This is a genomic window from Nocardioides psychrotolerans, from assembly GCF_900113685.1.
GTDB classification, from domain to species: domain Bacteria; phylum Actinomycetota; class Actinomycetes; order Propionibacteriales; family Nocardioidaceae; genus Nocardioides; species Nocardioides psychrotolerans.
Map to the genome: position 1 here is coordinate 80,819 of NZ_FOQG01000007.1, position 26,297 is coordinate 107,115.

Sequence of the window (26,297 nt, forward strand, 5' to 3'; positions counted from 1 at the left end):
ACTTGCGACGATCGCGCGGTGACGGACTCCGAGAGCCCCCTGGACACCCCCGAGCAGTACGACGTCATCGTGGTCGGGTCGGGTGGCGGCGCGATGACCGGGGCGTTCCTGGCCGCACGGTCCGGGTTGCGCACGGTCGTCGTGGAGAAGACCGCGTTGATCGGTGGGACGTCGGCCTACTCGGGCGGCGCGTGCTGGCTGCCGGGCAGCCAGGTGCAGCAGCGCGCGGGGCTGCCGGACTCGACCTCGGGGGCACGGGCCTACCTCGGGGCGATCCTGGAGTCGCCCGACACGGCCAAGGTGGAGGCCTTCCTCGCCCACTCCCCCGAGCTGGTCGCCGAGCTGGAGTCCGACGAGGGCATCGACTTCGAGTGGCTGCCCTTCGCGGAGTACTACGACGCTCCGGGTCGCGTGCCCCTGGGTCGCTCCATCCAGCCGATCAAGGTGCGCCGCGACGAGCTGCCCTCGGAGGTCGCTGAGCTGGTGCGCCCTCCCGTCGAGCTCGATCGGGCAGGGCAGGGCGGCCGACGCACGCTGACCGGGGGCCAGGCGCTCATCGCCCGCCTCGCCACGGCGTACGTCCGTGAGGGCGGTGAGATCCGCACCGGGCTGCCGGTGACGGGCTTCGTGGTCGAGGACGACCGCGTGGTCGGCGTCGCGGCGATGACGCCCGAGGGGCCGGTCACGCTGCGCGCGTCGCACGGGGTGCTGGTCGCCGCCGGCGGCTTCGAGGGCAACGCGGCGCTGCGCGCCGAGCACGGGGTGCCCGGCGCGGTCGCGTGGACGATGGCGCCGCGCGGGACCAACACGGGCGAGCCGATCGAGGCGGCGATGGCCCTCGGGGCGGCCGCGGACTTCAGCGCTGTCGGGTGGTTCTGCCCCGGCCTCGAGCACCCCGACGGCAGCGGGTCCTTCACCCTCGGCTTCCGCAGCGGCTTCTTCGTCGATGCCGCCGGGCAGCGCTTCGGCAACGAGTGCCTGCCCTACGACCGCTTCGGCCGTCTCATGGCAGCACACGCCGGCGCCGTGCCGTCGTGGTTCGTCTTCGACTCGCGCGAGGGTGGTCGACTGCCCGCGATCGCCATGCCCGAGGGTGATCCCGCCGACCACCTCGCGGCCGGCACGTGGGTGCAGGCCGACACTCTTGCTGCTCTCGCTGGGCTGATCGGGGTGCCCGTCGACGCGCTGGTCGCGACGGCTGAGCGCTTCAACGGCTTCTGCACGACCGGCAAGGACGAGGACTTCGGCCGGGGCGAGGACGAGTACGACACGTTCTTCGCCGGCGGCACCGGACCCAACGCGGCACTGACCGGCGTCCACCAGCCGCCCTTCTTCGCCGCCCGCTTCGTGCTCTCCGACCTCGGCACCAAGGGCGGTCTCGTCACCGACACCGCAGGTCGCGTGCTGCGGCCCGACGGCTCGGTCATCGCCGGGCTCTATGCGTCCAGCAACTCCTCGGCCTCCGTCTTCGGCCCGGTCTACCCCGGCCCCGGCGCACCCCTCGGCTCGGCGATGGTCTTCGCGTCGCTGGCCGTGCGGGACATGCTGGGGGCTGGCAGGGACGTGACGCGCTCGAGGTGCGGCGCCCTGTCCTGAGCCGGCGGCGACCCGCGCTCCACAGCGGCAGCGTCACGCTTCCGGGATGGTCAAACGATTGACCACCCCGGGAGAGGTGATCGAGCTGCGGCTCCATCGACCACGACGAGGAGGAGCGACAGCCCTCAGGCGGGCGCGACCCGGCGCCCTCGGCACGGGCCGATCCGATCAGCCCTGGACGCCCTGCGCGCGCCAGTAGTCGTTGATCGCACCGTTGGTCTTGACGAACCACACGATGGGGCCGACGAGGATGAAGATACCGGGGAAGTACCACAGGCCGGTGGCGCCGCTGACGGGCTTCTGCTGACCCTTGGCCTCATACATCCCGCCGGCCTCGGCGGAGGTGATGTAGGGCATCACGATGCCGACGAACAGCTGGAGCAGGGCGGCGACGAGGCCACCGAGGCCGCGGCCGGTGTGGCGCTTCATCTCCTCGTGGACCGAGTAGGTCCAGACGATGGCGTAGATCCCGAACGTCACGATGGCGAGCAGGATGCAGACGCCGGTGCCGCGGATCTTTCCGGTCGGGCCGGGGCCGAAGGCCTGGACGGGGGCGCCGTACGCCGGCATGGGTGCGCCGTACGCCGGTGTAGGGGCGCCGTAGGGCGGGGGGACGGTGGCGTCGGGGGTTGCGTTCTCGGTCATGAGGGTCCTTGAGGTTCTGCCCGAGCGGGAGGTCGGAGACGGCGACCGAAGATTAGCGGCTCGATTGCCACCGCGGGTCCGAACACCCGGACCGACACGGTCGCGCCTCAGGTGGTGTTGCCGTCGTCGCCCGGCCGTACGTCGTCATCGGTGTCAGGGAGCGTCGCGTCGTCGGGTCGGATGGCGGGCGGGATGCCACCCCGCGGACCGGGCACCTGACCCTGCTGGAAGCCGCCGGGACCGCCACCTGGGCCGGGGCCCAAGCCACCGCCGCGGCCACGTGTCCCTCAGCAGCGCTCCGGGCCGCACGCGGATCGACGTGCGTCTGGGTGCGCGGCCGGCGTGATCGTCGAGTGACGCAACGAGCAGGTCAGCAGCGCCCTCGAGCATGCTCTGGGTGTCACTCGACGAGACCTGGAGCCTCGACGGTCATCCCGAGCTGCTCGGCCGCGACGTGAGCCAGCCTCCCGCCCGGGCCAGGACGAGGAGCCAGACCGAGGCGTAGACCAGGCTCGTCGTCACGTCGGTCACGTGGTGCGCGCCCTGGTAGAGCCGGGACAGCGCCACGAGGAACGGGACCAGCGCCAGCAGGCCGACCACCGTGCGACGCACGGGTGCCGACCGCAGCCGCAGGGCCAGCACGACCGCGACGCAGCCGTAGGCGATGACCGCCGTGCCGACGTGGCCGGACGGGAAGCTGTGGTCCGGGACCAGGCCGGGGTCGAGGATCTCGACCGGCGGACGGTCGCGGGGGGCGAGGTGCGTGCCCAGCAGGTAGATGCCGAGGTGGCCGACGACCGCGGCCACCACCAGCACCGGCCCCCGCCACGAGCGGTCGCACACGCCGGCCGCCACCGCGACGGCGAGCGCGACGAGCACGCCCACCCAGGTGTCGGCCACGAACGTCACGACGTCGGCGACCCGGTCGAGGCCGGGGGTGCGCCGGTCGGCGAACCAGCGCGACACATCGTCGTCGAACGCGCCCACCGACCCCGCGAGCGGGTGCGTGAGGAGCCACCCGAGGCCCACCACGGCGGCCGCGACGACGACGTACGTCGTGGCGACACGAGCCAGTCGCGCTCGCACGGAGTGGGGGGTGTCGACCTTCTCCTCCTGCTGATTCACCCGAGGACCGTAACGGGCACCGACCTCGGTCGCCGCCAACTGGCTATCCACCAGATTGTCTGACAATCTGAACCGTCCCCCTACAGTGGGGAGCGACCAACGAGAGGAGTGACCATGACCGCGTCCCTCACCGAGAAGCAGCACGGTGTCCGCGAGCTCGCCCGCGCCGAAGAGCGCACCGCGCACAACTACCACCCCCTCCCGGTGGTGGTGGCCCACGCCGAGGGTGCCTGGATGACCGACGTCGACGGACGCCGCTTCCTGGACCTGCTCGCCGGCTACTCCGCACTGAACTTCGGCCACAGCCACCCCGCCCTGGTCGCCGCTGCCCACGCGCAGCTCGACAAGCTCACGCTGACCAGCCGTGCCTTCGTCCACGACCAGTTCGCCGACTTCTGCGCCGCGCTCGGCGACCTGTGCGGCAAGGACCTCGTGCTGCCGATGAACACCGGCGCCGAGGCCGTCGAGACCGCGATCAAGGTGGCCCGCAAGTGGGGCTACGAGGTCAAGGGCGTGCCCGCCGACCAGGCCACGATCATCGTCGCCTCGGGCAACTTCCACGGCCGCACGACCACCATCGTCGGCTTCTCCGACGACCCGGACGCGCGCGACGGCTTCGGGCCGTTCTCGCCCGGCTTCGTGACCGTTCCCTACGGCGACCTCGAGGCGCTCGAGGCCGCCATCGACGCGACGACGGTCGCCGTGCTGATCGAGCCGATCCAGGGCGAGGGCGGCGTCGTGATCCCGCCCGAGGGCTACCTGCGCGGCGTCCGCGAGGCCTGCACCCGCGAGAACGTGCTCTTCGCCGCCGACGAGATCCAGGCCGGCCTCGGTCGCACCGGACGCACCTTCGCGTGCGACCACGAGGGCGTCGTGCCCGACATCTACATCCTCGGCAAGGCGCTCGGCGGCGGCATCGTGCCCGTCTCCGCGATCGTCGCCGACCGCGACATCCTCGGCGTGCTCAAGCCGGGCCAGCACGGCTCGACCTTCGGCGGCAACCCGCTCGCCTGCGCGGTCGGCCACGAAGTCGTCGACATGCTCGCCACGGGCGACTTCCAGCGTCGCGCCGAGGAGCTCGGCGAGCTGCTGCGCACCCGCCTCGAGGCGATGGTGGGCCACGGCGTGCTCGCCGTCCGCGTGCGCGGGCTGTGGGCCGGCATCGACATCGACCCGTCGGTCGGCACCGGTCGCCAGGTCTGCGAGGCCCTCATGGCCCGCGGTGTCCTGGCCAAGGACACGCACGGCTCGACGATCCGGCTCGCGCCGCCGCTGGTGATCTCGGCCGAGGACCTCGAGTGGGGCCTCGACCAGCTCGCCGAGGTCGTCGGCACCTGAGCTCGGCACCTGATCTCGGCGACATGAGCTCGGCGATGTGAGCCGGCGGTCTGGGCGGGTGCGACTTCTCGCCCGCCCGGACCCGCTCAGCCAGGAATCACCCCGACCAGCGCCGGCAACGACGCGGCGATGATCTCGAGCAGCTCCTCGCGACTCACGCCAGAGGGGTCCGCGCGCCAGGTGATGACCAGCTCCTCGGTCATGGCGGCCCAACCGCGCACGACGAGGCGAGCGGCCGGCGTGTCGGTGATGATCGTGCCCTGGGCGTCCTCACGGAAGACACGGTCGGTGAGGGCCGAGCGGGCCTCGTCGTAAATTTCCCGGAGCGTGTCGTTGCCACCGGCGGCACCCTTGACGAGCGAGAGGTAGCCCTCGTAGTTGGTCACCACGTAGTCGACGTAGGCCGTCACCGAGGTCAGCAGCCGCTCGAGCGGCTCCCCCGAGGCCGGAGGGGCGGTCTGGGCGATGAGGTCGTCGGCAGCACGGCGTACGACGGCCTCGTGGAAGACGTGCTTGTTGCCGAAGTAGTGGTAGAGCAACCCGCGCGAGATGCCGGCTTCCTCGGCGAGCACGTCGATCGAGAGCTCGTCGAGGGAACGAGTGGCCAGGAGGCGCACACCGAGGTCGAGCAGCTGGGAGCGCCGCTCCTCGGGAGAGAGCCGGACACGTGTGGTTGCGGTCACGCACCCCATTCTATTGACACCGATTCAATAAGGGCAATACCGTCGTCGCATGACATCGACCACCTCCCCCACCACCGCGACCCGGGAGACCCGGGTGCAGGTCGAGCAGCTCGTCGTCGGGGCCGGCTTCGCCGGACTCTGCGCGGCGATCAAGCTCGACGAGGCCGGCGAGCGCGACTTCGTCGTGATCGAGAAGGGCGCCGACGTCGGCGGCACCTGGCGCGACAACACCTACCCCGGTGCGGCCTGCGACGTCCCGAGCCAGCTCTACTCCTACTCCTTCGCGCCCAACCCCGACTGGTCGATGTCGTTCTCACCGCAGTCGGAGATCCTGGCCTACATCCGACGCGTTGCCGCCGGCTCCGGCACGCTCGACCGCTTCCGCTTCGACACCTCCGTCGAGTCCGCCACCTGGGACAACGCCACTCAGCGCTGGGTCGTCGAGACGACCGGCCCCGCCGGCACCACGACGTACGACGCCCGCGTCGTCATCTCCGCGGCCGGCGGGCTCTCGGAGCCCAAGCTCCCCGACATCGAGGGCATCGAGACCTTCCAGGGCGAGCTGTTCCACTCGGCCCGCTGGGACCACGACACCAACCTGACCGGCAAGCGGGTCGCCGTCATCGGCACCGGCGCGTCCTCTATCCAGATCGTGCCGAAGGTGCAGGAGGTCGTGGCTCACCTCGATGTCTACCAGCGCACCGCGCCCTACGTCCTGCCGCGCAACGACCGGACCTACGGCAAGCTCGAACGGCTCGCGCTCAAGCACGTGCCGGGCCTGCAGTCCGCCTACCGCACCGCGATCTACTGGGGTCGCGAGACCTACGTGCCGGCGTTCACCCTGCAGCCCAAGATCGCCACCCCCGCCAAGCTGCTGGCCCTGGGCAACATCTCCAAGGCCATCGAGGACCCCGACCTGAAGGCCAAGGTCACCCCGACCTTCGAGATCGGCTGCAAGCGGATCCTGATCTCCAACACCTACTACCCGGCGCTGGCCTCCGACAACGTCGACGTGGTCACCGACCCGATCGCCAAGGTCACCGGCAACGCGATCGTCACGGCCGACGGGGTCGAGCGGGAGATCGATGTGCTCGTCGTCGCCACCGGCTTCCACACCACCGAGCTGCCGATCACCGAGCGCATCACCGGCCGCACCGGGCGCACGCTGGCCGACACCTGGGCCGAGACGGGCATGGCGGCCTACAAGGGCACGGCCGTGCCCGACTTCCCCAACCTGTTCTTCATCGTCGGGCCCAACACCGGCCTGGGCCACTCGAGCATGGTCTTCATGATCGAGTCGCAGGTGACCTACATCCGCGAGGCCATCAAGGCGATGCGTCGCAACGACTACACCGTGGTCGAGGTGACCCGCGCGGCCGAGCGGTCGTGGACCGGCGAGATCCAGCGCCGGATGAAACGCACCGTCTGGAGCACCGGCGGCTGCGCCAGCTGGTACATGGACGCCCACGGCAACAACACCACCCTGTGGCCCCGCACCACCTTCTCGTTCCGCGGCGAGACCGCCGACTTCGACGTCGCCGCCTACACCGTCCAGGCCGCGACCGCAGCCGACCCCACGCCGACCAACGGCCGTCAGGAGATCACCGCATGAAGACCCTCGAGGACAAGGTCGTCGTGATCACCGGCGCCGGCTCCGGCATCGGCCGGGCCCTGGCGCTCAACCTGGCCGCGCGTGGCGCGCTGCTCGCTCTCTCCGACGTCGACGAGGCCGGCCTGGCCGTGACCGTCGACCTGGTCAAGGGCGCCGGCGCCCGCGAGGTGCGCAGCGACAAGCTCGACGTCGCCGACCGCGCCGCCTTCACGGCGTACGCCGAGGCGGTGGCCGGCCAGTTCGGTCGCGTCAACGTCGTCATCAACAACGCCGGGGTCGCGCTCGCCGGCAACTTCGACGAGCTGACCTACGAGGACCTCGACTGGATCGTCGGGATCAACTTCTGGGGCGTCGTGCACGGCACCAAGGAGTTCCTCCCCCACATCATCGCCTCGGGCGACGGCCACGTCGTCAACATCTCCTCGCTCTTCGGGCTCGTCTCGATGCCCGGGCAGAGCGCCTACAACGCGACGAAGTACGCCGTGCGCGGCATGACCGAGGCGCTGCGCGAGGAGATGCTCATCGCGGGCCACCAGGTCGGCGTCACAGCCGTCCACCCCGGCGGCATCAAGACCGCGATCGCCCGCAACGCGCGAGTCTCGGCGAGCGAGGACAAGGCCGCCACGGCCAAGCTCTTCGACGAGAAGCTCGCCAAGATGACGCCCGAGAAGGCCGCCGAGGTCATCGTCAAGGGCATCCTCGGCAACAAGGCGCGCGTGCTCGTCGGCCTCGACGCCCACGCCGTGCACCACTTCGCCAAGCTCACCGGCTCGCGCTACCAGGACATCATCGCCTACGGCTCGAAGCGCGTCCTGCCCGCCAAGGTCGTCTGACCGGGGCAGCATGACCGGGTGACTCCCCCGGCCAGACCAGGCGATCCAGGCGATCGGGTGCGGGTGGTGATGACCAAGTGGGGTCACCGCCCGCACTGGCAGTTCGAGGGGGTCCTGCTCGGCTCCGACGAGCACGGTGACTGGCTGGGCTTCGCCGCCGGGAGCACGATGTCGCGCCCGGGGGCGTCGTACGTCGCCCCCGTCGACCAGGTCTGCCTCGTCCCCGCCGCCGGCGACGACGCGCTCCGGGGCTGGGTGGCGACGTTCCACGCGGCCCACGGCCCGCTCCACACCTACGTCGACATGACGACGCCGCCGACGTGGCACGTCGTCGACGGCGGGGTGGAGGTGCACGCCGTCGACCTCGACCTCGACGTGATCCGGGGCACCACCGGGCGGGTCTGGGTGGACGACGAGGACGAGTTCGCCCAGCACCGCATCGAGCACGCCTACCCCGAGGACGTGTGCGCCCTCGCGATCGCGACCGCCGAGCGCATCCACGCCGCGGTCACGGACCGGGTGGCGCCGTTCGACGGGTCCGCCCACGCCTGGTTCGACGAGCGCCGGTCCGGCGCGGTCGACCGGACCTGAGCGGACCGACCAGGCGCGGGCCGGCGAGTCGGCTCTCGAGACGACGGGCCTCCCGCTTGAGCGGCTGCGCGACGTACTCCCCGAGGATCACGCCCGAGGACAGCGCCGTCGCGATCGAGGCAGCCGTGACCATCGACAGCAGGCCCTGCGAGGTATCGGTCCCACCCTCGGCCATCAGCGCCAGGCCGCGGTAGATCGAGAGACCCGGCAACATCGGCACGACGGCGGAGACCACGACGACGAGCGGCGGCACCTTGAGCCGACCGGCGACGGTGAAGCTGACGAGACCGACGAAGAACGCCGCCAGCGCGGTCGGCCAGGCACGGCCGAAGCCCTGGATGGCGATCGACTGCGAGATCAGGATCGCGGCCGCCGCGACGACCGCGATCGGCAGGATGCTGCGGCGCGGCGCGTAGGAGGCGACGGCGAAGGAGCCGGCGCACAGGGCCGCGCCGAGGGCGATCGGGGTCAGCGTCTCCCAGGTGGTGACGCCCAGGCCGACGCGGCGCAGCTCGACGCCGGCGACGTCGGCGACGGTGAGCCCGCCGCTGACCCCGGCGATGATGCCGGCGGTGGCGAGCAACGCCTCCGTGAGGCGGGCGCCGGCGGTGACGTAGAAGCCGGAGAGGGCGTCCTGGAGTGCGCCCATGAAGCCGATGCCGGCGAGCATCATGACGATGTTGGCGGTGATGACCAGCGACGGGTCCTCGACCACACCGACCGCCGCGGCCGCAGCGGCCAGGAGCGTGGCGACGCCGCCGCCGGCGACCTGCTGGTAGAAGAACGGCATCCGACGCCGGGCCATCAGCAGCTGGAGCCGGTCGATGCAGATCGCGGCGAGGAACGCGATCGCGACGACGGTGAATCCGCCGCCGAGCAGGATGCCGACGCCCGAGCACATGGAGCCCCAGGCCAGGCTGGTCGCCCAGCGCGGGGTGCTGTGGCCGGAGGAGACGATGCGGCTCAGGGTGGCGCGGGCCTCGGCGAGGTCGACCCGGTCGGCGACGACCTCGCGCACGAGGTGGTCGACGAGGGTGAGGTCCTCGTAGTCGATCTCGCGCTGCTTGACGTGGCGTACCTGGAGCAGCGGCGGCTCCTCGGGGTCCGGCTGAAAGCTCATCGACAGCGCCGTGAAGGTCACGTCGATGTCGGGGTGGCGCACCCCGAAGTGCCAGGCCAGGGTCTGCATGGTGGAGGTGACGTCCGCGGCACCCGCCCCCGACGCGAGCAGCAGCTCGCCCACGCGGAGACAGAAGTCCAACGTCAGGTTCAACGCGCGGGACTCGAGCATGGGCGCAATGCTGGCAGGAGTGCCGTGTGCTTCGCTGTGCGGGTGCGCATCGACTTCCACGGGTCCGCCGAGCCGACCCTCGGAGTCGAGTGGGAGCTCGCCCTGGTCGACCGGCGCAGCCGTGACCTGCGCAACGACGTCTCCCACCTCTTCGCGCGGGCACGCCCCCGGCTGGAGCACCAGGGCCGGCTCCACCAGGAGCTGTTGAAGAACACCGTCGAGCTCGTCACCGGCATCTGCCGCACCGTCGACGAGGCCATGGGCGACCTGCGCCGGACCCTCGATCACGTGGTGCCCGCGGGCGACGACCTCGACATCGACCTCTACGGCGCCGGCACCCACCCCTTCGCCTCCTGGACCGGTCAGCAGCTCACCGAGGGCCACCGGTACCGGGAGCTGATCAACCGCACCCAGTGGTGGGGACGCCAGATGCTGATCTGGGGCGTGCACGTGCACGTCGGGCTGCCCGAGCGGGACCGCGTGCTCCCGGTGCTCTCCGCACTGCTCACCTACTACCCCCACCTCCAGGCGCTGTCGGCGTCCTCGCCGATCTGGGCCGGGGTCGACACCGGCTACGCCTCCAACCGCGCCCTGATGTTCCAGCAGCTGCCGACGGCCGGGCTGCCCTTCCAGTTCACGACGTGGGCGGAGTTCGAGTCGTTCGCCCAGGACCAGCTCACCACCGGCGTGATCGACGAGCTCTCCGAGATCCGGTGGGACCTGCGTCCGGCGCCCCACCTCGGGACCCTGGAGAACCGGGTGTGCGACGGGGTCTCCGACATGCGTGACCTGGCCGGGCTCGTCGCGCTGATGCACTGCCTGGTCGTGGACCTCGACACCAGGATCGCGGCCGGGGAGAGCCCGCCGGTGCTGCCGCCGTGGCACGTGCAGGAGAACAAGTGGCGCGCCGCGCGCTACGGGCTCGACGCGATCATCATCCTCGACGCGCAGTCGCAGGAGCGGCTCCTCACCGACGACCTGGCCGACCTGCTGGTGCGGCTCGAGCCGGTCGCGGCGCGCCTCGGCTGCCTCGAGGAGCTCGCGTCGGTCGCCGACCTGCCGCGGCGGGGTGCGTCGTACCAACGGCAGCGGGCGGTCGCCGAGCGCACCGGTGGCGACCTGGTCGCCGTCGTCGACTCCGTGGTCCGCGAGCTGAGGGCGAGCCTCTAGTGGCGAGCGCCGTGGATGTGGCGCTCGCCGCGCCCAACGAGGCCGCCGCCGATGCCGGGGCCGCGATCGCGCGGGCTGGTGGGAACGCGGTCGACGCCGCCGTGGCGGCCCGTCCTCGTCACGATGGTCAACGAGGTCGGCATCGTGCTGGCGGGCTTCGTCAGCGGCGGGCTGTCGCTCCAGGACGCGGTCGACCACCCGCGCGTGCACCTGCACCGGGTCGGTCAGTGACCGCCCTCCGGTTCGACCATCTCCAGCCGTACGCCGAGCAGCCGCACTGCCCGCTCCTCAGGCCCATCGAGGTGGCGGGGGCAGTGCTTCGGTCGACTCGACCTGGCTCATGCCGGTGAGCAGCAGCAGGTCGACGACGATCGAGCGCAGCTGGGCGAGGATCACCTCGGCGGTGAGGACCTCCGAGCGCTCCACCCGTCCCGTCGCGTCGCCGATCGCGAGGATGGCGTCGCGCGCGGCCACCGGCATCCGGTCGGCGGCCAGCTCGGCCGCCACCAGCTCGGCGGCGTCCGCGAGCTCGGCGGCGAGCACCGCATAGGCACGTGGGACCGGGCGCCGGTGGTAGGCCGTCACTGCGACCTGCCGGACCAGGACCCGGGTGCTGCGCAGCGCCCGGTCGAGCGGGTCGACCAGATCGACCATGCGTCGCAGGTTGTCCTTGTGCCGCACCCGGAACGGGGACGACGCCACCACCGACATGCCCTCGTCGGCGGCCGCCTGGAGCTCTCGGATCAGGTGGTCGGTGGAGCGGGCGTCGGCCAGCAGGTCGAGCCCGCGCTCGGCCTCCCCGTCGACCATCACCTCCCCCGCCGCACGCAGCAGCGCCGCCACCTTCTTCATCACCCGCGCGGCCTGCTCGCGGGGTCTGCGCAGCGGTGCCGCCGGCGTGACCGTGGCCGCGACGAGGGCGATCACCCCGCCGATGAGCGCGTCGGTCCACCGGGTCAGCGCCGCTCCCGGGTCGGGCAGCAGCGTGCTGACCACGATCGACTGCACGGCCGCCTGGGTGACGAAGAGCTGTCCGCCGTCGAGCAGGAAGGCCGTGGTCATGGCGAGCCCGACGATCAGCGTCAGCTGCCACCAGCCGGTGCCGACCTGGATGACCAGCAGGTCGGCGACGAAGACCCCGATCGCGACGCCGAGGGTCACCTCCGCCACCCGGCGCAGGCGCTGGCCGTAGGAGGTCCCGAGGCTGACCACTGCCGCGATCGGCGCGAAGAAGGGCGTGTCGTGGCCCAGCAGGTCGGCCGCGACGAACCACGCGGCCCCGGCCGCGAGCGCGCACTGCACGATGAGCCAGCGCTTGGCCGAGAGCCGCTGCAGGCGCTCACCCAGCGACGTGCGGCCCCGGCTCCACGCGCGGTCGAGCGGCGAGGCCTCCATGGGGAGATCGTGTCAGAGCGGCCTACTGCGCGTGCGCGTAGGCGAGCGCGCGCTTCAGCTCACCGAGGTCGCGGTACCAGACGCGGACCTCGGTGCGGCAGCGCAGCCGGTCGGCCCAGCGGTCATATTCTCCGCACTCGGCGGACGCCTCGGAGTCGGTCGGCGGGTAGAGCGCGGTGCCGTCGGAGTAGGAGATGCCGAAACCGTTTGCCTTGTCGCCCTCGACGGCGACGATGACCGGGCGCTCGGTCCGGGCCGGTGGCTCGTGGACCACCGCTCCGCCCGAGGCGAGCGCGGGCACCCAGGTCGCGGCGCCGACCAGGCCCGCGACGAGCGTGCAGCTGGTGATGGTCATGGAGATGAGGAGTGTCTTCATGGGTGTCCCCCGAGGGTCCGGCACCGGCGAGTTCCGGTGCGAGCAGGACGCTAGGAGCCAGGGCGGACAAGCAGACCGGGCTCGGGCAGACCCTGTGGAGGGACCTGCCGGAGCCCGGCCTGTGGACGATCAGTGGGTCGATCAGCGCGCCAGCGTCACCGTGATCGTCGAGTTCGTGCACGACGAGGCCAGCGACGACAGTGCGGACTTCTCACCGCTGTCGACCGTGAGTCGCCAGCGGTGCTTCACCGCGACCCACTCCGAGACGTAGCGGCACCGGTCGTAGGTCGGCAGCCACTCCTGCGGGTCCTGGTCACCCTTGGACTGGTTGACGTTGTCGGTCACCCCGACCAGCGAGCGGTAGTCGCCGAGGTCGTTGGCGTAGGCCTGGCGGGTCGTCGTGGTCCACGAGCGTGCCCCCGAGTCCCATGCCTCGGCCAGCGGGACCAGGTGGTCGATGTCGACGTCGGAGGGGTTCGTCCAGGAGACGCGGTCGTAGTAGGAGAACCAGCGCCCGCCCGAGAGCGAGCAGCCGCTGCCCACGGTGACCGGGTCGTCGGCCTCGCTGATCAGGACCTCGTTGCGGGTGCTGCACCCGTCGCCGTCGGCGTCGACCCAGTGCGGGAAGAGGTCGCGCGAGTAGCCCGTGCGGACCTCGCTCGAGGTGGGCAGATCGCTGATCGCGGTCGTCAGCGGGGCGGAGTAGTCCTGGGCCTGGGCGGCGGCGGGCACGGCCACCAGGCCCACGGAGAGGCCGAGCGTGAGCAGGGTGTGACGAAGCATGGGTTTCTCCCGAGAAGAAGACGAGGGCTACCGAGGTCCGGTGCACGTCGAGCCTCGGGCAGGCGCGGCGCCCACCGCAAGGGACTCGCCGCACGCGTCACGGATGCAAGGGAGAACCCTGAGCTGCTACCCATCGGCCCCTCATCGCCCCCTCGTCGGCCCCCTCATCGGCTGGGCGCCTTGTGGCAGTCGTCACCGCGAGCAAGGATGCCCACCTACGAAAGGTGCTCCCTGTGGTCTCTCCGATCGATCCCACCTCCTCTGCGTTCCTCCTCGCGGAGAACCGCAACATGCCGATGCACGTGGGTGGCCTCCAGCTCTTCAAGAAGCCGGAGGGGGCAGGGCGCGACTACGTGCGCCAGATGTACGAGGAGATGCGCGACGTCGAGGAGATGGCACCGCTCTTCCTCAAGCACCCGCACCGCTCGGTGAAGACCGGCGGCCAGCTCGTATGGCAGCCCGACCTCGAGTTCGACATCGAGCACCACGTGCGCCACAGCGCCCTGCCCAAGCCCGGACGGGTCCGCGAGCTGCTTGATCTGTGCTCGCGGCTGCACAGCACCCGCCTGGCCTGGGAGCGCCCGCTGTGGGAGGCGCACCTGATCGAGGGCCTGCGCGACGGCCGGGTCGCGATGTACACCAAGACCCACCACGCGCTCGTCGACGGCATCTCCGCGATGCGGCTGCTCGCCAGCGTCCTGTCGACCGACCCCGACAAGCGCGGCATGCCGGCCCCCTGGGGCGCCCAGCCCAACGCGCGCCGCTCCCGCGAGCTCGACAAGGCGGAGGCCAGCCTCGCCGGTGTGCCGATCAGCGCGCTGCGCAGCGCCATGGGCATCACCGCCGATGCCGCCGGCATGCCCGGGGCGCTGGTGAAGACGATCACCAAGGGCCTCAGGAACGAGACGTCGTCGCTGTCGCTGCACGCGCCGCGCACGATGTTCAACCAGTCGATCACCGGCTCACGCCGCTTCGCCGCCCAGGACTGGCCGATCGAGCGCCTGCGCGCGATCGGCAAGGCCACCGGGACCACGATCAACGACGTCGTGATGGCGATGTGCAGCGGTGCGATCCGGCAGTACCTCCTCGAGCTCGACGCCCTCCCCGACGCCCCGCTGGTCGCGATGGTCCCGGTCGGCCTCAACGCCAAGCAGTCGCAGGTCGCCTCCTCCGAGGGCGGCAACGCGGTCGGCGCCGTCATGGTGCAGCTCGCGACCGACCTGGACGACCCCGCCCGCCGGCTCTCCGCGATCCACCGCTCGATGAAGGACGGCAAGGAGGCGCTGTCGTCGATGACGCCGATGCAGATCCTCGCGATGAGCGCGATCGGCCAGGCACCGGCGATCCTCACGCCGCTGCTGCGCATGCAGGGCATCGTGCGACCGCCCTACAACCTGATCATCAGCAACGTCCCCGGCCCCCGCAGCACGCACTACTGGAACGGTGCCCAGCTGATGGGCACCTACCCGTTGTCGATCCCGATCAACGGGATGGCGCTCAACATCACCTGCACGTCGTACGACGGCAACATGGCCTTCGGGCTGACCGGCTGCCGCCGCACCGTGCCCCACCTGCAGCGGCTGCTGACCCACCTCGACACGGAGGTCACGGCGCTGGAGAAGGCCGCCGGGATCTGACTGGGGGTGTCCCTGTTGGCCGCGTCGCGACAGTAGGAACCGTGCCCGCCACCAACGTCTTCCGCCCGCTGCTGAAGCGGCTGCCTCGCGTGCGCTCGGGAACGAGCCCGCAGGCGTCCAGTCGCGCTCGCAGCCTGACCACCCGACCGTCGTGAACCGCGCGGATCGCGGCAGGGGCGGATGCTTGCCGACCCAGCGCGCCAGGTGCACCGTCTCCGGTTGGCCACCCCTCACCGGTCACCCCTTCCGGACGGGGCTTACGGGACGCTCATTGTGGACGAGCGAGGTGTTGACCGCGGCAATCGCACATGAGGTTCCTTTCCGGATCAGTGAGCTGATTGTCGTCCGAGCATCCGGCGCCGTCACCGGCGCGCTCAGCAAGCCATCGGGCACGCCGGCCGCGGGCGGCACCGGTGATCTGCCCCTCGAAGGGGGCGACGCCGAGGGCGATGACGAGTCGGAGGAGGCGCCCGCTGTCATCGGCAGCCCCGGTTTCCTGACGACTGCGAAGGAAAGGTCAGCGTAGGGCGTACGTCGCCAGCGAGACCGCCACGTAGTGCGCGATGAAGGCCAGGATCGTGAAGGCGTGGAAGACCTCGTGGAAGCCGAACCACACGGGACTGGGGTTCGGCCTCTTGAGTCCGTAGACGACGCCGCCGAGGGTGTAGAAGAGGCCGCCGACGACGAGCAGCACGACCACCGACACGGCTGTGGCGGTGCTCAGGCGGCCGGCGCCCTCGACGAAGTCCGGGATGAAGAACACCGCGAACCAGCCAAGTCCGATGTAGATCGGGGTGTAGAGCCAGCGTGGGGCGCCGGTCCAGAAGACCCGGAAGAGCACCCCGAGCAGGGCGCCGCTCCAGATGCCGACGAGAAGGTGCACTCGGGCATCTCCCTGCAGGAGCAGCATCGCGAAGGCGGTGTAGGTGCCGGCGATGAGGATGAAGATGTTGGAGTGGTCGAGCCGGCGCAACAGCGCCCAGACGGCCGGCTGCCAGGTGCCGCGGTGATAGATCGCGGACACGCCGAACAACAGGAGCGCCGAGCCGGAGAAGACCCCCGCGCCGACCTTGGTCCCGGTGCTCGGCGACAGCACGATCAGCACGACTCCCGCCGCGATCACGAACGGCACCGAGCCCGCGTGCAGCCCGCCGCGCAGCCGTGGCTTCAGCTCGGCCATCTTGTCGGCCATCACCACGAGGGCCGCCTCGTGATCGAGGAACTTCTTCACGACAGGACCCGCAGGGCCGCGGGCCGGGCCCCGCCCACGGCCGGGGTGGTCGCCGACATCGGCAGTGCGCCGAGCGGCTCTCCGTCACCACCCATCGGCACCGACGGGGTCTCGACCTTGGTTCCGCGCAACACCGTCACCTGCTCCAGTTCGATATGCCGCCGATGTAGAACTTGGGCAACGCCCTCATCATGGCGCGTCGTGCGGCTGCCTCGATCACCACCACGTCGGCAGGCCGTCGGTCACCGAGGGCGGAGCGTGCCACAGACCGATCCCCATCAGACGGCGCGCGTACCCTCGATTCAGTCCTTGAGTGGAGACCCGACAACGTGGAAGCGGAAGCCGCCGTAGGTGCCGGACAGGATGGGCCGCGCCGCAGCGATAACCGCTTGAACCTCTGGCAGGGCGAGCGACGATTGATGCGCGTCCGCGCTCTCCCACAACTCCACAACGAAAACCGTGTCGGGCTCGTCGTCACTGACACCAACTTCGTACGCCAGGCAACCGGCCTGCTGGAGAGCGGTGTTGCGCGCAGTGAGGTGCGCGAGCAGTTCATCGCGCTTGCCCGGGACGGCACCTAACGTGCCCACATTCGCAAAGGTCATGCTCGGACTCTAGTTCGCGGCACTCCCACTCAACGCGCCGCTAGAAGATCGGCTCACGGAGACGTAAGCCGCTGGTTCAGGGCAGAAGTTCCCAGTACTGTTTGCGAGCTGGCATGGCGTGGATGACCATCTCGTCGCCGCTCTCGAAGATCAGCACGACCGTCTCGAGCAGACGTGCGTGGGTGTCGAATCCGAGTCGCAGCTCGCGGCGCAGCCAGTCGGTTTCGTCGAGCGGCTCCACCCAGAGCGCCCAGTCGGCCGCTTGAGCCGCGTCCTCCGGAGTACGCCGTGCTTGAGTGCGCTGTCGTGGACCTTCACGCCGCGAAGCCGGCCAACGCCCTGCGGATCGCTTCGGATCGCGAGATGTGCTCACGCTCGGCGACCGCGTCGACTGCAGCAAGCTCTTCGGCGGTGAGGCGTACAGCTACGACCTGCATCGGCTCGGCGCCACGGCCGGGTCGCCCGCGTCCGCGGCGCTTCATCTCCTCGACCGCGTAGCCCGTTTCGGCCTCGTCAGCCCACGTCTGGATCTGTTCCTCGCTTGCCATGGCGAAAACCGTATAACGAAAATGTGATCGGCGGAAGTGGCCACTCAAGTCATGGCACTTGCGGACCGGCAGGGAAGGGCAGTCTCTGGTGGGGTCGGGCTCGGCCCGACGCCCGAGCCGACCACATCCCGTGGCGACCGGACCCACGTTTGGAGGTGCGCCATGAGCGCGTTGCTTGTCGGGTACGCCCGATGCTCCACCAATCAGCAAGATCTGACCGCCCAACGCGACGGGCTTCCCGGTCTCCCTGTGTCGAGGCCGATCGGATCTACGTCGACCACGGTCTGACCGGCACCAATCGCGAACGCCCCGGACTCCGCGAAGCATTGGCCGCCTGTCGGGCTGGGGACACCATGGTGGTCACCAAGCTCGACCGCCTGGCCAGGTCACTGCCTGATGCTCGGGCAATCGCCGACGAACTCACTTCCCGGCAGATCAGCCTCAGTCTCGGCGGGTCGGTCTATGACCCCACCGACGCGGTCGGGAAGCTGCTGTTCAACGTCCCCGCCATGGTGGCTGAGTTCTCTGTTATCTCGACACGCCGGAGTGGCGACGTTCCCAGGGTGGGGACTGCGGCCTGATGGGCTGAGTACCGGCGAGGGAGGCCGGTGTGCGGGTGGTCAAGGAGCGCGAGGGCGGCATCGTTCGTCGGGTGATGCTGGTCGACGACGCCGGTGACGAGGTGGCGCTGGTCAACCGGTTCCTCTCCCACCTGTTCGACGCGGGGTACAGCCCAAACACGGTGTGCGCCTACGGCTACGACCTGCGACACCTGGCGCTGTTCCTGAACGATCGGTGCCTGGGCTGGAAGGACTTCCGTCCGGCGACCGCGCTGGAGTTCCTCGGCTACCTACGACGGGTGCCGTCGCGACGGCCGGCGCAGCGACTCGGGCTGACGGTGGCGACCGAACAGGGCCGGCTGCTGTCGCCGGCGACGGTGCAACGTGCGCTTGCCGCGACGTCGAGCTTTTTCGACTGGGCGATCGCGGCCGAGAAGTACACCACCGGGGAGAACCCGATGCAGCGGCGGATCGACCACGCACTGGGCCGCGTGCCGGAGCGTCACCAGCCCTTCGTGGGCGCCGCGAGCCGTCAGCAGCCGATCCGCCGCACGGTGCGGGTCCGGCTACCGCTGCGGTTGCCGAGGCCGATGAGCCCCGAAGACATCGACGCGCTGCTGGCCAGCCTGACGACGATGCGCGACCTGGCGATCTTCTTGCTGATGCTCGACGGCGGACTGCGCCCGGGCGAGGTGTTGTGCCTGCAGCTCGACGACATCTCCTACGGTCGCCGTCGCGTCACGATCCGCAAGCGCGATGACCACCCTCGTGGCGCCAGAGCGAAGGCACGCCACGAGCGCGTCGTGGACCTGCATGAGTCGCGCACGCTCGACGCGGTCAACCGGTACGTGCTGCATGAACGCCCACTCGATGCGGAGAGCCCGTTCGTGTTCCTGGTCGGCGGCACAGGCGCGCGCCGGTGCGAGCCGCTGAGCTACCAGGCCGTGGCGCGCGGCTTCGCCCGCCGCCTGGACCGACTCGGTATCCGGTCCCCGGACAAGACACCGCACGCGCTGCGCCACACCCACGCGACCGCGATGTGGGAAGGCGGAATGCGGGAGCTGGCCTTGCAGAAGCGGCTCGGGCACGCCTCGCCGGAGTCGGTCCGCATCTACACCCGGGTCTCGGACGAGCAGGTCCTCGCCGACTATGACCAAGCGCTTCGGGACCGGTCGTGACCACGCCCGGTCCCGCGCGGCACCTGACCGCGGCACCAGAACCGGTGGTGGTGCCGCGGGTGCACGCCGACCGGGCCACCTACCAGGGATGGGTCGATCAGCACTGCACCAGTTACGCGTCGCGCTGGGATCGGATGAAGAACTACGACCGGTTCGTCGAACAGTGGCCGGTGCTGGCCGACTGGTTCGATGCGCCGCTGCGACAACGCCTGCTGGACAAGGAGAACTGCGTTCGCGGGCAGCATCCGCACGGCGGCGCGAGCGTGATCATGCCCTACCTGACCTACCTGTCGCTGGTGCACGGCGTCGGCCTGGACTACCCGGTGCTCCTCGCCCGGACGTTCACCAGCCCGTTCAAGCTCCAGGCCCGCCACGGCGGCCTCGGCGTGGACGCCGGCCTGTTCGACCGGCACGTCGCCCGACTCACCGAGCTCGGCTACGCCACGGCGCGCACGCAGCTGGTCTGGCCGCTGGGCCGGATGCTGCTGCACCGCGGCGACCCGGACCTGACCGCGCTCGGTGTGGACGACCTTGACAAGCTCCGCGCCGCGATCGACGCGTTCACCGCCCGGCTGCGTCTGGACCCGGTGCGGGAGTTCTACTCCCGTGCGCCAGTCGAGCGACCTCCGGCCGTGGTCGCCGACGGGTACCTGCGTTCGGCGATCGCTCGCTTGCACGCGGTGCACGTGCTGCTCTTCGACCTCAGCCAGGTCGACCGCCCGCCGACCGGACGCGTCACTGCGGGCAGCTGGGTGGACCGGCTCGCCCCGCCGGACGCGCCGCCGAAGATTCGCGCCGTCGTCGAGCGCTACCTGCGCCTACACATGGACGCGAACCTGGATCGGCCACAGACCGTGCGCCACGCCCGGGACGCGCTGCGCCGCCTGGTGACCTGGATGGGCGGGGCGTATCCGGAGATGGACAGCCTGGCCGACCTGCACCGCGAGCACGCCGAAGAGTTCTTGCGCTGGCTCGGCACGCAGACCAACCAACAGACCGGCGCCCCGTTGAGCATCAGCTACCGGCGCAGCGTGGTCACGCTGATCACCCGGTTCGTGACCGAGACCGCCGCCTGGGGCTGGGACGACGTCCCGGCACGGGTGCTGTTCACCCGCGGCGACATCCCGAAGATCCCCAAGCCGCTGCCGCGGTTCATCCCCGACCACGAGCTCGGCAAACTGATGACCGCCGTAGAGCAGCTGCCCAACTCCTATCAGCGGGCGGCGCTGATCGTGGCCCGGTGGAGCGGCGCCCGTCGCGACGAGATCCGCCGACTGGCCGTGGACTGCCTCGACACCTATCCCGACGGGCACCCGCGGCTGCGGATCCCGGTCGGCAAGGGCTACGCCGAACGCAGCATCCCGCTGCACCCACAGGCCGCCGAGGCGCTGCAGCCGCTGATCGACCCGGCCCGCTGCACGGGCGGTCGTCGCCGCTGGGATTCCAGCGCCGCCCGGGAGGTTCAGCACATCTTCGTGGTGCGCGGCAAGCTGCTGTCCAAGTCGCTGCTGTTCGACATGGCCCTTGCCGAAGCCTGCACCGCCGCCGGCCTGGTCGACTCGGCCGGCAAAGCAACGATCACCGCGCACCGATTCCGGCACACCATCGGCACCCAGCTCGCCGAAGGCGGAGCCCGCATCCAGACGATCATGGCCGTGCTCGGCCACCGGACCCCGAACATGTCGATCATCTACGCGACCCTGTCCGACCCGACCGTCAAACAGCAGTACCAAGACGCCCTCGACCGCCACCTCGGACCCGACGTCACACTCGCCGGCCCGGCCGCCGACGCCCTCCGTGAGCACCGCCTCGACCCCGAAGCCGTTTCCTGGGTGCAGACCAACTTCCTCAAGACCGAACTCGAACTCGGCCACTGCCTGCGCACCCCGGCAGAAGGTCCCTGCGAATGCGACCTCGTGCTGACCTGCTCGAAGTTCCTCACCACCAGCGACTACACACCCCGCCTCCGTGCACGCCTTGACGTGGAGCAGCAGCTCATCGACGATGCCACCGCCCGCAATTGGCCACGCGAGATCGAGCGGCACGAAGCCACCAAACGACGCCTAGAGCAGCTCCTCCACGACCTGACCTGACGCTTGCTGCCTGTGTCGGTAAGCCCGCAATTGCATTGCACCGAGCCCGTGTGTACGGGACATCGTGCTGACGAGCGCCTGGTGCCAGCGCCAGGGTCCGCGCTAGCTCGTTGTTAAAAACGATTGGTCGGGCTCCTGGACGAGGGCTCGGACCTCGGGGTCCGATGCGAGAGCCTGGCGCGCACGGTGTAGGCGCACCCGCGCCGTTCCGGGTCGTATACCGAGGGCGACCGCGAGCTCTGCCGGGGTGAGGCTCTCCCAAGCGGCGAGCCGCAGGATCTCCCTGTCGGTCGGCGCGAGGCGCTCGAGCGCCTCGCCCATGACGCGTGCGGTTCGGTCGCTTGACGTCAACTGGGATGCGGGCTCGGGACGTGCCGCGAGTTCGCTGACCAGTTCACCTTCGCGTCGGTGCTGGCGGCCGTCTGCCTTGAGGAGGTTGCGGGCAACACCGAACAGCCAGGCCCGTCGCAGCATGGGGGCCGGCAGGTCTGAGCGGCGGCGCCACGCCACGGCGTACACCTCGGCGACGAGGTCCTCGCCATCCCGGGAGGTGCGGCGTCGCGCGTAGGCCAGGACGTCGCGGACAGTGGCGTCGTAGAGCTCCTCGAAGTCAGTTGTCGTGATGGCGCGCCCCATGTCAGTGCTCCGCGAATAGTGCGTAAGCCCTCGGGATGTCAGGTACGAGCTCTGGCCGGCAATAGCCATTGTTCTCGGCCAACAGGGCTGCCACGGCGTCCAGGTTGCGTCCTTGAACGGCCCTCCCCAGAGCGCCCACGTAGTAGAACTGGCTCTCGTCGCGATAGCGCTCGGTGCGCGTGACACCCTTCTCGTCAGTGACGTCCTGGGTCTCCATCCGGCTGTAGGGATCAGGGTCAATGGCGACGACAGCAGGCCATGTCGGTGCCTGCTGGACCATGCCGATGGCCTCGGCGCGATCGGCCGCTTTGTCGTCTCGGGTCGCAGCGGCCCACTCGTTCGACCACGCGCACAGTGCCGCATCGGCCACCCACGCCCGGAGGGCGCCCACGGACAGACGCTCGGAGCCAGGCACCGCGAATCGCGCGTCGTGGACCTGGGCCTGGACCGCGAACTCGCGCGACTCGAGGCTGGGGAACGGGATGTCTGCGGTCTCCTGCGCCACGATCTGCCCGTAGTCAGGAGCTGCGGGGTCGAGGCGCTCGCCTGGCCCACCCAGACGGAGATCCTCGGCGTCCACGGGCCCTTGGCCGGTGTAGGCCGAATACAACTCAGCAGCCGCGATACCTGACGTACCGAGAACCACGGCGCCGACGAGGGCGCCGACCACGATGCGGGCCTTTCGGCGACGCGGCTGGCTATCGCCCTCCATCGCGCCGGCCACACGGTTCCAGACGCGTGCAAGATCGACGTCTGATGACTCAGGCACCTGTGGGGCGGCGTCCAGCATCAGCCGATCGTGCTCTTCGGTCCACGGTGTCGCGCGCATGAATCCTCCAGCAGGTCGAGGCCAGGTTCACCTCTACATGTCCGAGCGTTACATCGTCGCCCAGTCCGAGTTGCGGCGACCGAGCTCTCGACCTCCATCAAGAGTCGCAACGAAGGTAAGCCCAAGCCATTAGCCCACAAGAGTGCCCAGGCACTGACGCGTTCCGCGCACGCCTGGACCGGTGAACTCTGACCACGACCCGCCACACTCCACAATCGAAAACGGCGCCGTCCTGTCATGCGGCTTGACGGGCCAGGACTGTCCACATAATCGAGTCCGACCTGATCCGGCTCCGCACGGTGGAGGGGATGAAGGTCGCCAAGGCGAAGGGACGGTTGCGCGGGAAGCAGCCCAAGCTCAGCCGCAAGCAGGAGGCACACCTGGTGTCCCTGGTGCACAGCGGCGAGTACAGCACCCTCGAGGTGGCCGAGTTGTTCGGTGTAGGTCGCTCAACGGTCTACCGAGCCATCGAACGCCAGCGGATCGCGGCCAAGGCTGGTGTCGCGGCGACACCACCGAGGCGCTGACCGCCCCTGGCACCGGTTGTCCCGCATCGGACACCTCACCGGGACGCCGGCGCCTTCGGGTGTTGACTGAGCCATCCAGTGCCGATAGCGGTTCGGCTTCCGGTCCTCGCGCCGCCCCGGCCCTCCGTCGCAGCCACGACGCGCCCCGAAGCTCGTCGCGACATTGGTGGTCTGAACAGGACCCGGGGCGTGGGCCTTGAACTGATGGGTCAGGTCAAGAGTGCCTCGAGGCCGCTTCGAACTAAATGTGAACAGCTACCTAGACCTGGATGGTGCCGTCCGTCGAGCTATCGCTGTGGGCGCGGCGTTTATGGTGCTGGCATGACCCCGCAGGCCTACCTCTCGGAACTGTTCTCGCTGGACGGCCGGGTCGCGGTGGTGACCGGGGGAAGTTCCGGCATCGGCCGGGCCATCGCCAGGGCGCTCGCGTGCGCAGGGGCGAGTGTCTTGGTCGTGGCGCGCAGGGAGTCCGAGTTGGCCGCTACGGTGGGCGAGCTGGCAGCCCACGGCTGCCAGGCGGCTTGGGTGAGTGCCGACCTGAGTACCCGCGAGGGTTTGCGCGCGGCGGCCGATGAGGCAGCCGAGGCGTTCGGGGAGCCCGACATTCTCGTCAACTGCGCCGGGGTCAATCTGCGGCCGACGATGGGCGAGCTGGACGAGGATGTGTGGGACACCACCATGGCGGTGAACCTGGAGGCGCCCTACCTGCTGGGACAGCGGTTCGGGCCCGGCATGGCCGAACGGGGCTTCGGGCGGATCATTCACATCACCTCCCAGCAGGCGCATCGGGCGTTCGTCCAGAGCGGCGCCTACGGCGTCTCCAAGGGGGCGTTGGAGTCGCTGGCCCGTTCACAGGCCGAGGCATGGTCGCCGTATGGCGTCACCTGCAACACGCTCGTGCCGGGGTTCGTGATGACGCCGCTCAACGCGCGGTTGTCGTCTGACCCTGAGAAGATAGCGGCGCTGGCTGCGCGCACGATGGTGGGCCGTAACGGTCTGGCCGAGGATTTCGCGGGCGCAGCGGTGTTCCTGGCGAGCCGCGCCTCGGCCTACGTCACGGGGCAGTCGATCTTCGTCGATGGCGGGTTCTCCGTTCACTGAGCCCAACACCGAAGAGTGCAATGCCGGTCGCCGCTCAAGGATGCTGACCGGTGGCAGTGTGCGCGACCTCGGCGTCCGCGCGCCTTTATGACTCACCCGGCCGACTGTCGGTACCAGGTGGCGGTGGACGTGGGCCGGAAGCCGACACCCTGATACGCGCCGGCGGCTGCTTGGCTCCCGTAGGAGATCTTCACCCGCTCGGCACCTCTCGCGACTAGGCGATCGATCCCAGCGGTCAGCATTGCGGTCGCCAGACCGCGACGTTGGAACTCGTCCTCCACCCTGACGGGCTCAACGAGTCCTACTTTGGTCGTTGGGTCGAACCAGTACAACGAGTAGCCGGCGACCCGCCCGTCAGCGGACTCGACCACGAGGTCGAGGGCCGGGTCGTAGAGCGAGCACTGCTCGAGGCGTTCCTTCACCACGTTTCCGCTTCGGTGCCGCATGTGATGCGGGACGTCGAGGCGCTGCGTGCGGTCCACGAGAGTGAATCCGTTTGCGGGCACCGAGACGGCCGGCCGATCGGCGGCGTCCATCCAACCGGTGCTGTCGCGGTCGGCAGGTGTGAGGCCGGATCGCTGAGCAACCTCTACGAAGACGTCGTCGTCGCTGACGGGAACGTCGAAACCCGCCGACGCGTGTTCCGCAGCATGCTCCAGCGCTCGACCCCACACGTCGTCAGGCTCGTGGCCCGACGCACCTGGGACAACGACCGGGTCGCACTGCCACGAGTTGTCGGCCGAGCTCGTCAGGAGGACACCGGCGATAGGCCCGTCGTCGTCGAGCCAGAAGAGCTGATCGATCTCGTCGGACTGCTGCGGTTTGCGCCACCACCACTGCACGTCGGCGGCCTCCCACATGCCGGCCAGAGGGTCGGCCAGACGAGCACGTTGAAGCAGGGACGTCGCTAGCGTGACGGCATCCGGCCCTGTCACTCTGACTTCCTTCACCGAGACGGCCATGTCCGATACCTCATCACGCGGCGGTCGTTGTTCACCAACGGTCTTGGTGCGCGCACCGGCCACACAAAGGAGCGAGTGCGACAAACAGAGTGGCCGCCGAGGGATCCATGTGTGGGGCACGCACGCGCTCAGCCGTATGCCCGCGCGCTCTCCCGCCATGGTCACGGCCTTTGCGTCGTGCCGTGATACTCAAGTCCTGTGGCGATCGACTTGGAATCGGACCCTGACAGGGCGGCCGACCTGTGCCGAGCCGCCTACCAGCGACTTGTCGAGACGACGGCGGGCCTGACGGACCACCAGAGCGCGAGTCCCAGTCGCCTCCCCACGTGGAGCGTGGGACATGTCCTCACCCACCTCGCGCGGAACGCGGATGGGCACTCACGCCGACTTCACGGGGCGCTGCTCGGCAAGGACGTGCCGAAGTACGAAGGGGGCGGTGAGCAACGATCGCAGGAGATCAATGAAGGTGCGGGTCGCCCTGCCGCCGAGGTCCTCGCCGACCTCGAAGCAAGTCAAAGGCGACTTGAGGACCTCTTCTCGGAGTCCTCCGCAGCGGGCTGGCCGAATACTCTTATGCTCGGTCACACGAGATACGGGCCCCGAGGATGTCCGGCCCACCGCCTGCGCGAGATCGAGATGCACCACGTAGACCTTGGGCTTGGCTACGAGCCAGCGAACTGGTCGGAACGCTACGTCGCTTGGGACCTCGACGTACTGCTGAGCACTGTGTCCGAGCGACTTGGAGATCCCCTTCATCGCCGGGACCTGATGGCCTGGCTCGCGGGCCGCGCCCCGCTGCCATCCGAATTGACACTCGACCCTTGGGGATAGTGCAGTGCGTGGCACGAGGTGCCGTCCTCGTATCCATACGCGATCGCGCTCTATCAGATCCGGGCGTCCCACGAACCGAACCGGCTGCGGGACGCTTGTCGGCGAGTGGGATAGAGGCGTC

General features: G+C 69.9%; 30 protein-coding genes. 15 read left to right on the plus strand and 15 right to left on the minus strand.

Features of this window, described 5'->3' with window-relative positions; genetic code table 11:
• Nucleotides 1–18: 18 nt before the first annotated feature.
• The gene (locus BM204_RS10295; protein ID WP_246166145.1) at nt 19–1,596 is read left to right on the plus strand and encodes an FAD-dependent oxidoreductase; all 1,578 of its coding nucleotides are present in this window, start codon (nt 19–21) and stop codon (nt 1,594–1,596) included.
• 168 nt (nt 1,597–1,764) lie between these two features.
• Here the strand turns inward: BM204_RS10295 and BM204_RS10300 are convergent, their stop codons facing one another.
• Nucleotides 1,765–2,241 (minus strand): DUF4234 domain-containing protein, encoded by a 477-nt coding sequence (locus tag BM204_RS10300; protein WP_218031172.1) that lies wholly within the window; start codon nt 2,239–2,241, stop codon nt 1,765–1,767.
• A gap of 429 nt (nt 2,242–2,670) precedes the next feature.
• The gene (locus BM204_RS10305) at nt 2,671–3,366 is read right to left on the minus strand and encodes a phosphatase PAP2 family protein (protein WP_143099714.1); all 696 of its coding nucleotides are present in this window, start codon (nt 3,364–3,366) and stop codon (nt 2,671–2,673) included.
• 114 nt (nt 3,367–3,480) lie between these two features.
• Here BM204_RS10305 and rocD point away from each other — a divergent pair, with 114 nt between their 5' ends.
• Nucleotides 3,481–4,704, plus strand: a complete 1,224-nt coding sequence (rocD, locus tag BM204_RS10310; RefSeq protein ID WP_091113163.1) for an ornithine--oxo-acid transaminase — start codon at nt 3,481–3,483, stop codon at nt 4,702–4,704.
• Nucleotides 4,705–4,790: 86 nt separating this feature from the next.
• Here rocD and BM204_RS10315 read toward each other — a convergent pair whose 3' ends face one another.
• Entirely contained in the window at nt 4,791–5,396 is a 606-nt protein-coding gene (locus tag BM204_RS10315) for a TetR/AcrR family transcriptional regulator (RefSeq protein ID WP_091112825.1), read from the minus strand.
• Between the two features lie 40 nt (nt 5,397–5,436).
• Here BM204_RS10315 and BM204_RS23435 point away from each other — a divergent pair, with 40 nt between their 5' ends.
• The 3 genes from BM204_RS23435 (at nt 5,437) to BM204_RS10330 (ending at nt 8,423) form a co-directional block, all read left to right on the plus strand.
• Entirely contained in the window at nt 5,437–6,999 is a 1,563-nt protein-coding gene (locus BM204_RS23435; RefSeq protein ID WP_091112828.1) for a flavin-containing monooxygenase, read from the plus strand.
• Nucleotides 6,996–7,832 (plus strand): SDR family NAD(P)-dependent oxidoreductase, encoded by an 837-nt coding sequence (locus BM204_RS10325; protein ID WP_091112830.1) that lies wholly within the window; start codon nt 6,996–6,998, stop codon nt 7,830–7,832. Before BM204_RS23435 ends, BM204_RS10325 begins: the two co-directional genes overlap by 4 nt.
• 69 nt (nt 7,833–7,901) lie before the next feature.
• On the plus strand, nt 7,902–8,423 hold the full coding sequence (locus BM204_RS10330) for a ribonuclease FAU-1 family protein (protein WP_143099715.1): 522 nt from the start codon (nt 7,902–7,904) through the stop codon (nt 8,421–8,423).
• On the opposite strand, the gene BM204_RS10335 is transcribed toward BM204_RS10330, so the two are convergent.
• Entirely contained in the window at nt 8,341–9,714 is a 1,374-nt protein-coding gene (locus tag BM204_RS10335) for a threonine/serine exporter family protein (protein ID WP_091112834.1), read from the minus strand. The genes BM204_RS10330 and BM204_RS10335 overlap by 83 nt on opposite strands.
• A 42-nt stretch (nt 9,715–9,756) precedes the next feature.
• Here BM204_RS10335 and BM204_RS10340 point away from each other — a divergent pair, with 42 nt between their 5' ends.
• Nucleotides 9,757–10,884 carry a glutamate--cysteine ligase gene (locus BM204_RS10340; RefSeq protein WP_091113166.1) on the plus strand — a complete coding sequence of 376 codons (1,128 nt, stop codon included), beginning with the start codon at nt 9,757–9,759 and terminating at the stop codon, nt 10,882–10,884.
• 78 nt (nt 10,885–10,962) lie between these two features.
• The gene (locus tag BM204_RS22635) at nt 10,963–11,115 is read left to right on the plus strand and encodes a hypothetical protein (protein ID WP_170259109.1); all 153 of its coding nucleotides are present in this window, start codon (nt 10,963–10,965) and stop codon (nt 11,113–11,115) included.
• A 57-nt stretch (nt 11,116–11,172) separates the two neighbouring features.
• Here BM204_RS22635 and BM204_RS10350 read toward each other — a convergent pair whose 3' ends face one another.
• From BM204_RS10350 to BM204_RS10360, 3 genes are all read right to left on the minus strand, one after another.
• Nucleotides 11,173–12,279, minus strand: a complete 1,107-nt coding sequence (locus tag BM204_RS10350; RefSeq protein WP_091112839.1) for an FUSC family protein — start codon at nt 12,277–12,279, stop codon at nt 11,173–11,175.
• Nucleotides 12,280–12,301: 22 nt separating this feature from the next.
• Nucleotides 12,302–12,655, minus strand: coding sequence for a hypothetical protein (locus tag BM204_RS10355; protein WP_091112841.1), 354 nt, complete (start codon nt 12,653–12,655; stop codon nt 12,302–12,304).
• A 141-nt stretch (nt 12,656–12,796) separates the two neighbouring features.
• Nucleotides 12,797–13,438 carry an HNH endonuclease family protein gene (locus BM204_RS10360; RefSeq protein WP_091112843.1) on the minus strand — a complete coding sequence of 214 codons (642 nt, stop codon included), beginning with the start codon at nt 13,436–13,438 and terminating at the stop codon, nt 12,797–12,799.
• Between the two features lie 233 nt (nt 13,439–13,671).
• Between BM204_RS10360 and BM204_RS10365 the strand changes: the two genes are divergently transcribed.
• Both BM204_RS10365 and BM204_RS10370 read left to right on the plus strand, forming a co-directional pair.
• The gene (locus tag BM204_RS10365; RefSeq protein WP_091112845.1) at nt 13,672–15,075 is read left to right on the plus strand and encodes a WS/DGAT/MGAT family O-acyltransferase; all 1,404 of its coding nucleotides are present in this window, start codon (nt 13,672–13,674) and stop codon (nt 15,073–15,075) included.
• Between the two features lie 289 nt (nt 15,076–15,364).
• Nucleotides 15,365–15,601: a hypothetical protein gene (locus BM204_RS10370; RefSeq protein ID WP_143099716.1), complete on the plus strand. Its 237-nt coding sequence runs from the start codon at nt 15,365–15,367 to the stop codon at nt 15,599–15,601.
• Here BM204_RS10370 and trhA read toward each other — a convergent pair.
• The 5 genes from trhA to BM204_RS10390 all read right to left on the minus strand — a co-directional run bounded on the left by trhA (nt 15,593) and on the right by BM204_RS10390 (nt 17,459).
• Complete coding sequence (trhA, locus tag BM204_RS10375) at nt 15,593–16,306, minus strand: PAQR family membrane homeostasis protein TrhA (protein ID WP_246166143.1); 714 nt, start codon at nt 16,304–16,306, stop codon at nt 15,593–15,595. The two genes, BM204_RS10370 and trhA, sit on opposite strands and share 9 nt — an antisense overlap.
• Nucleotides 16,303–16,440, minus strand: a complete 138-nt coding sequence (locus BM204_RS22640) for a hypothetical protein (protein ID WP_170259108.1) — start codon at nt 16,438–16,440, stop codon at nt 16,303–16,305. Before BM204_RS22640 ends, trhA begins: the two co-directional genes overlap by 4 nt.
• Nucleotides 16,441–16,608: 168 nt before the next feature.
• On the minus strand, nt 16,609–16,911 hold the full coding sequence (locus BM204_RS10380; RefSeq protein ID WP_091112851.1) for a putative quinol monooxygenase: 303 nt from the start codon (nt 16,909–16,911) through the stop codon (nt 16,609–16,611).
• Nucleotides 16,912–16,987: 76 nt separating this feature from the next.
• On the minus strand, nt 16,988–17,152 hold the full coding sequence (locus BM204_RS10385) for a hypothetical protein (RefSeq protein WP_218031171.1): 165 nt from the start codon (nt 17,150–17,152) through the stop codon (nt 16,988–16,990).
• 73 nt (nt 17,153–17,225) lie between these two features.
• Complete coding sequence (locus tag BM204_RS10390) at nt 17,226–17,459, minus strand: ribbon-helix-helix protein, CopG family (RefSeq protein ID WP_091112853.1); 234 nt, start codon at nt 17,457–17,459, stop codon at nt 17,226–17,228.
• A gap of 191 nt (nt 17,460–17,650) precedes the next feature.
• Between BM204_RS10390 and BM204_RS10395 the strand changes: the two genes are divergently transcribed.
• Genes BM204_RS10395 through BM204_RS10405 form a run of 3 tightly spaced genes read left to right on the plus strand, consistent with a single transcriptional unit; the run spans nt 17,651 to nt 21,290 of the window.
• Entirely contained in the window at nt 17,651–18,040 is a 390-nt protein-coding gene (locus tag BM204_RS10395; protein ID WP_246166140.1) for a recombinase family protein, read from the plus strand.
• 29 nt (nt 18,041–18,069) lie between these two features.
• Nucleotides 18,070–19,197, plus strand: a complete 1,128-nt coding sequence (locus tag BM204_RS10400; RefSeq protein WP_218031170.1) for a tyrosine-type recombinase/integrase — start codon at nt 18,070–18,072, stop codon at nt 19,195–19,197.
• On the plus strand, nt 19,194–21,290 hold the full coding sequence (locus BM204_RS10405; protein ID WP_218031169.1) for a tyrosine-type recombinase/integrase: 2,097 nt from the start codon (nt 19,194–19,196) through the stop codon (nt 21,288–21,290). Before BM204_RS10400 ends, BM204_RS10405 begins: the two co-directional genes overlap by 4 nt.
• Before the next feature lie 102 nt (nt 21,291–21,392).
• On the opposite strand, the gene BM204_RS22645 is transcribed toward BM204_RS10405, so the two are convergent.
• Nucleotides 21,393–21,926, minus strand: a complete 534-nt coding sequence (locus tag BM204_RS22645; RefSeq protein WP_170259107.1) for an RNA polymerase sigma factor — start codon at nt 21,924–21,926, stop codon at nt 21,393–21,395.
• A 1-nt stretch (nt 21,927) separates the two neighbouring features.
• On the minus strand, nt 21,928–22,755 hold the full coding sequence (locus BM204_RS22650; RefSeq protein WP_170259106.1) for a hypothetical protein: 828 nt from the start codon (nt 22,753–22,755) through the stop codon (nt 21,928–21,930).
• Between the two features lie 308 nt (nt 22,756–23,063).
• On the opposite strand from BM204_RS22650, the gene BM204_RS10420 reads away from it, so the two are divergent.
• Together BM204_RS10420 and BM204_RS10425 are read left to right on the plus strand one after the other, a co-directional pair.
• Nucleotides 23,064–23,282, plus strand: coding sequence for a helix-turn-helix domain-containing protein (locus tag BM204_RS10420; protein ID WP_091112859.1), 219 nt, complete (start codon nt 23,064–23,066; stop codon nt 23,280–23,282).
• Nucleotides 23,283–23,603: 321 nt separating this feature from the next.
• Nucleotides 23,604–24,383 (plus strand): SDR family NAD(P)-dependent oxidoreductase, encoded by a 780-nt coding sequence (locus BM204_RS10425; protein WP_091112863.1) that lies wholly within the window; start codon nt 23,604–23,606, stop codon nt 24,381–24,383.
• Between the two features lie 92 nt (nt 24,384–24,475).
• Here BM204_RS10425 and BM204_RS10430 read toward each other — a convergent pair whose 3' ends face one another.
• Nucleotides 24,476–25,345, minus strand: coding sequence for a GNAT family N-acetyltransferase (locus BM204_RS10430; RefSeq protein ID WP_170259105.1), 870 nt, complete (start codon nt 25,343–25,345; stop codon nt 24,476–24,478).
• A gap of 198 nt (nt 25,346–25,543) precedes the next feature.
• Between BM204_RS10430 and BM204_RS23530 the strand changes: the two genes are divergently transcribed.
• Nucleotides 25,544–26,176 (plus strand): maleylpyruvate isomerase N-terminal domain-containing protein, encoded by a 633-nt coding sequence (locus BM204_RS23530; protein ID WP_091112867.1) that lies wholly within the window; start codon nt 25,544–25,546, stop codon nt 26,174–26,176.
• The last annotated feature ends 121 nt before the right edge of the window (nt 26,177–26,297 follow it).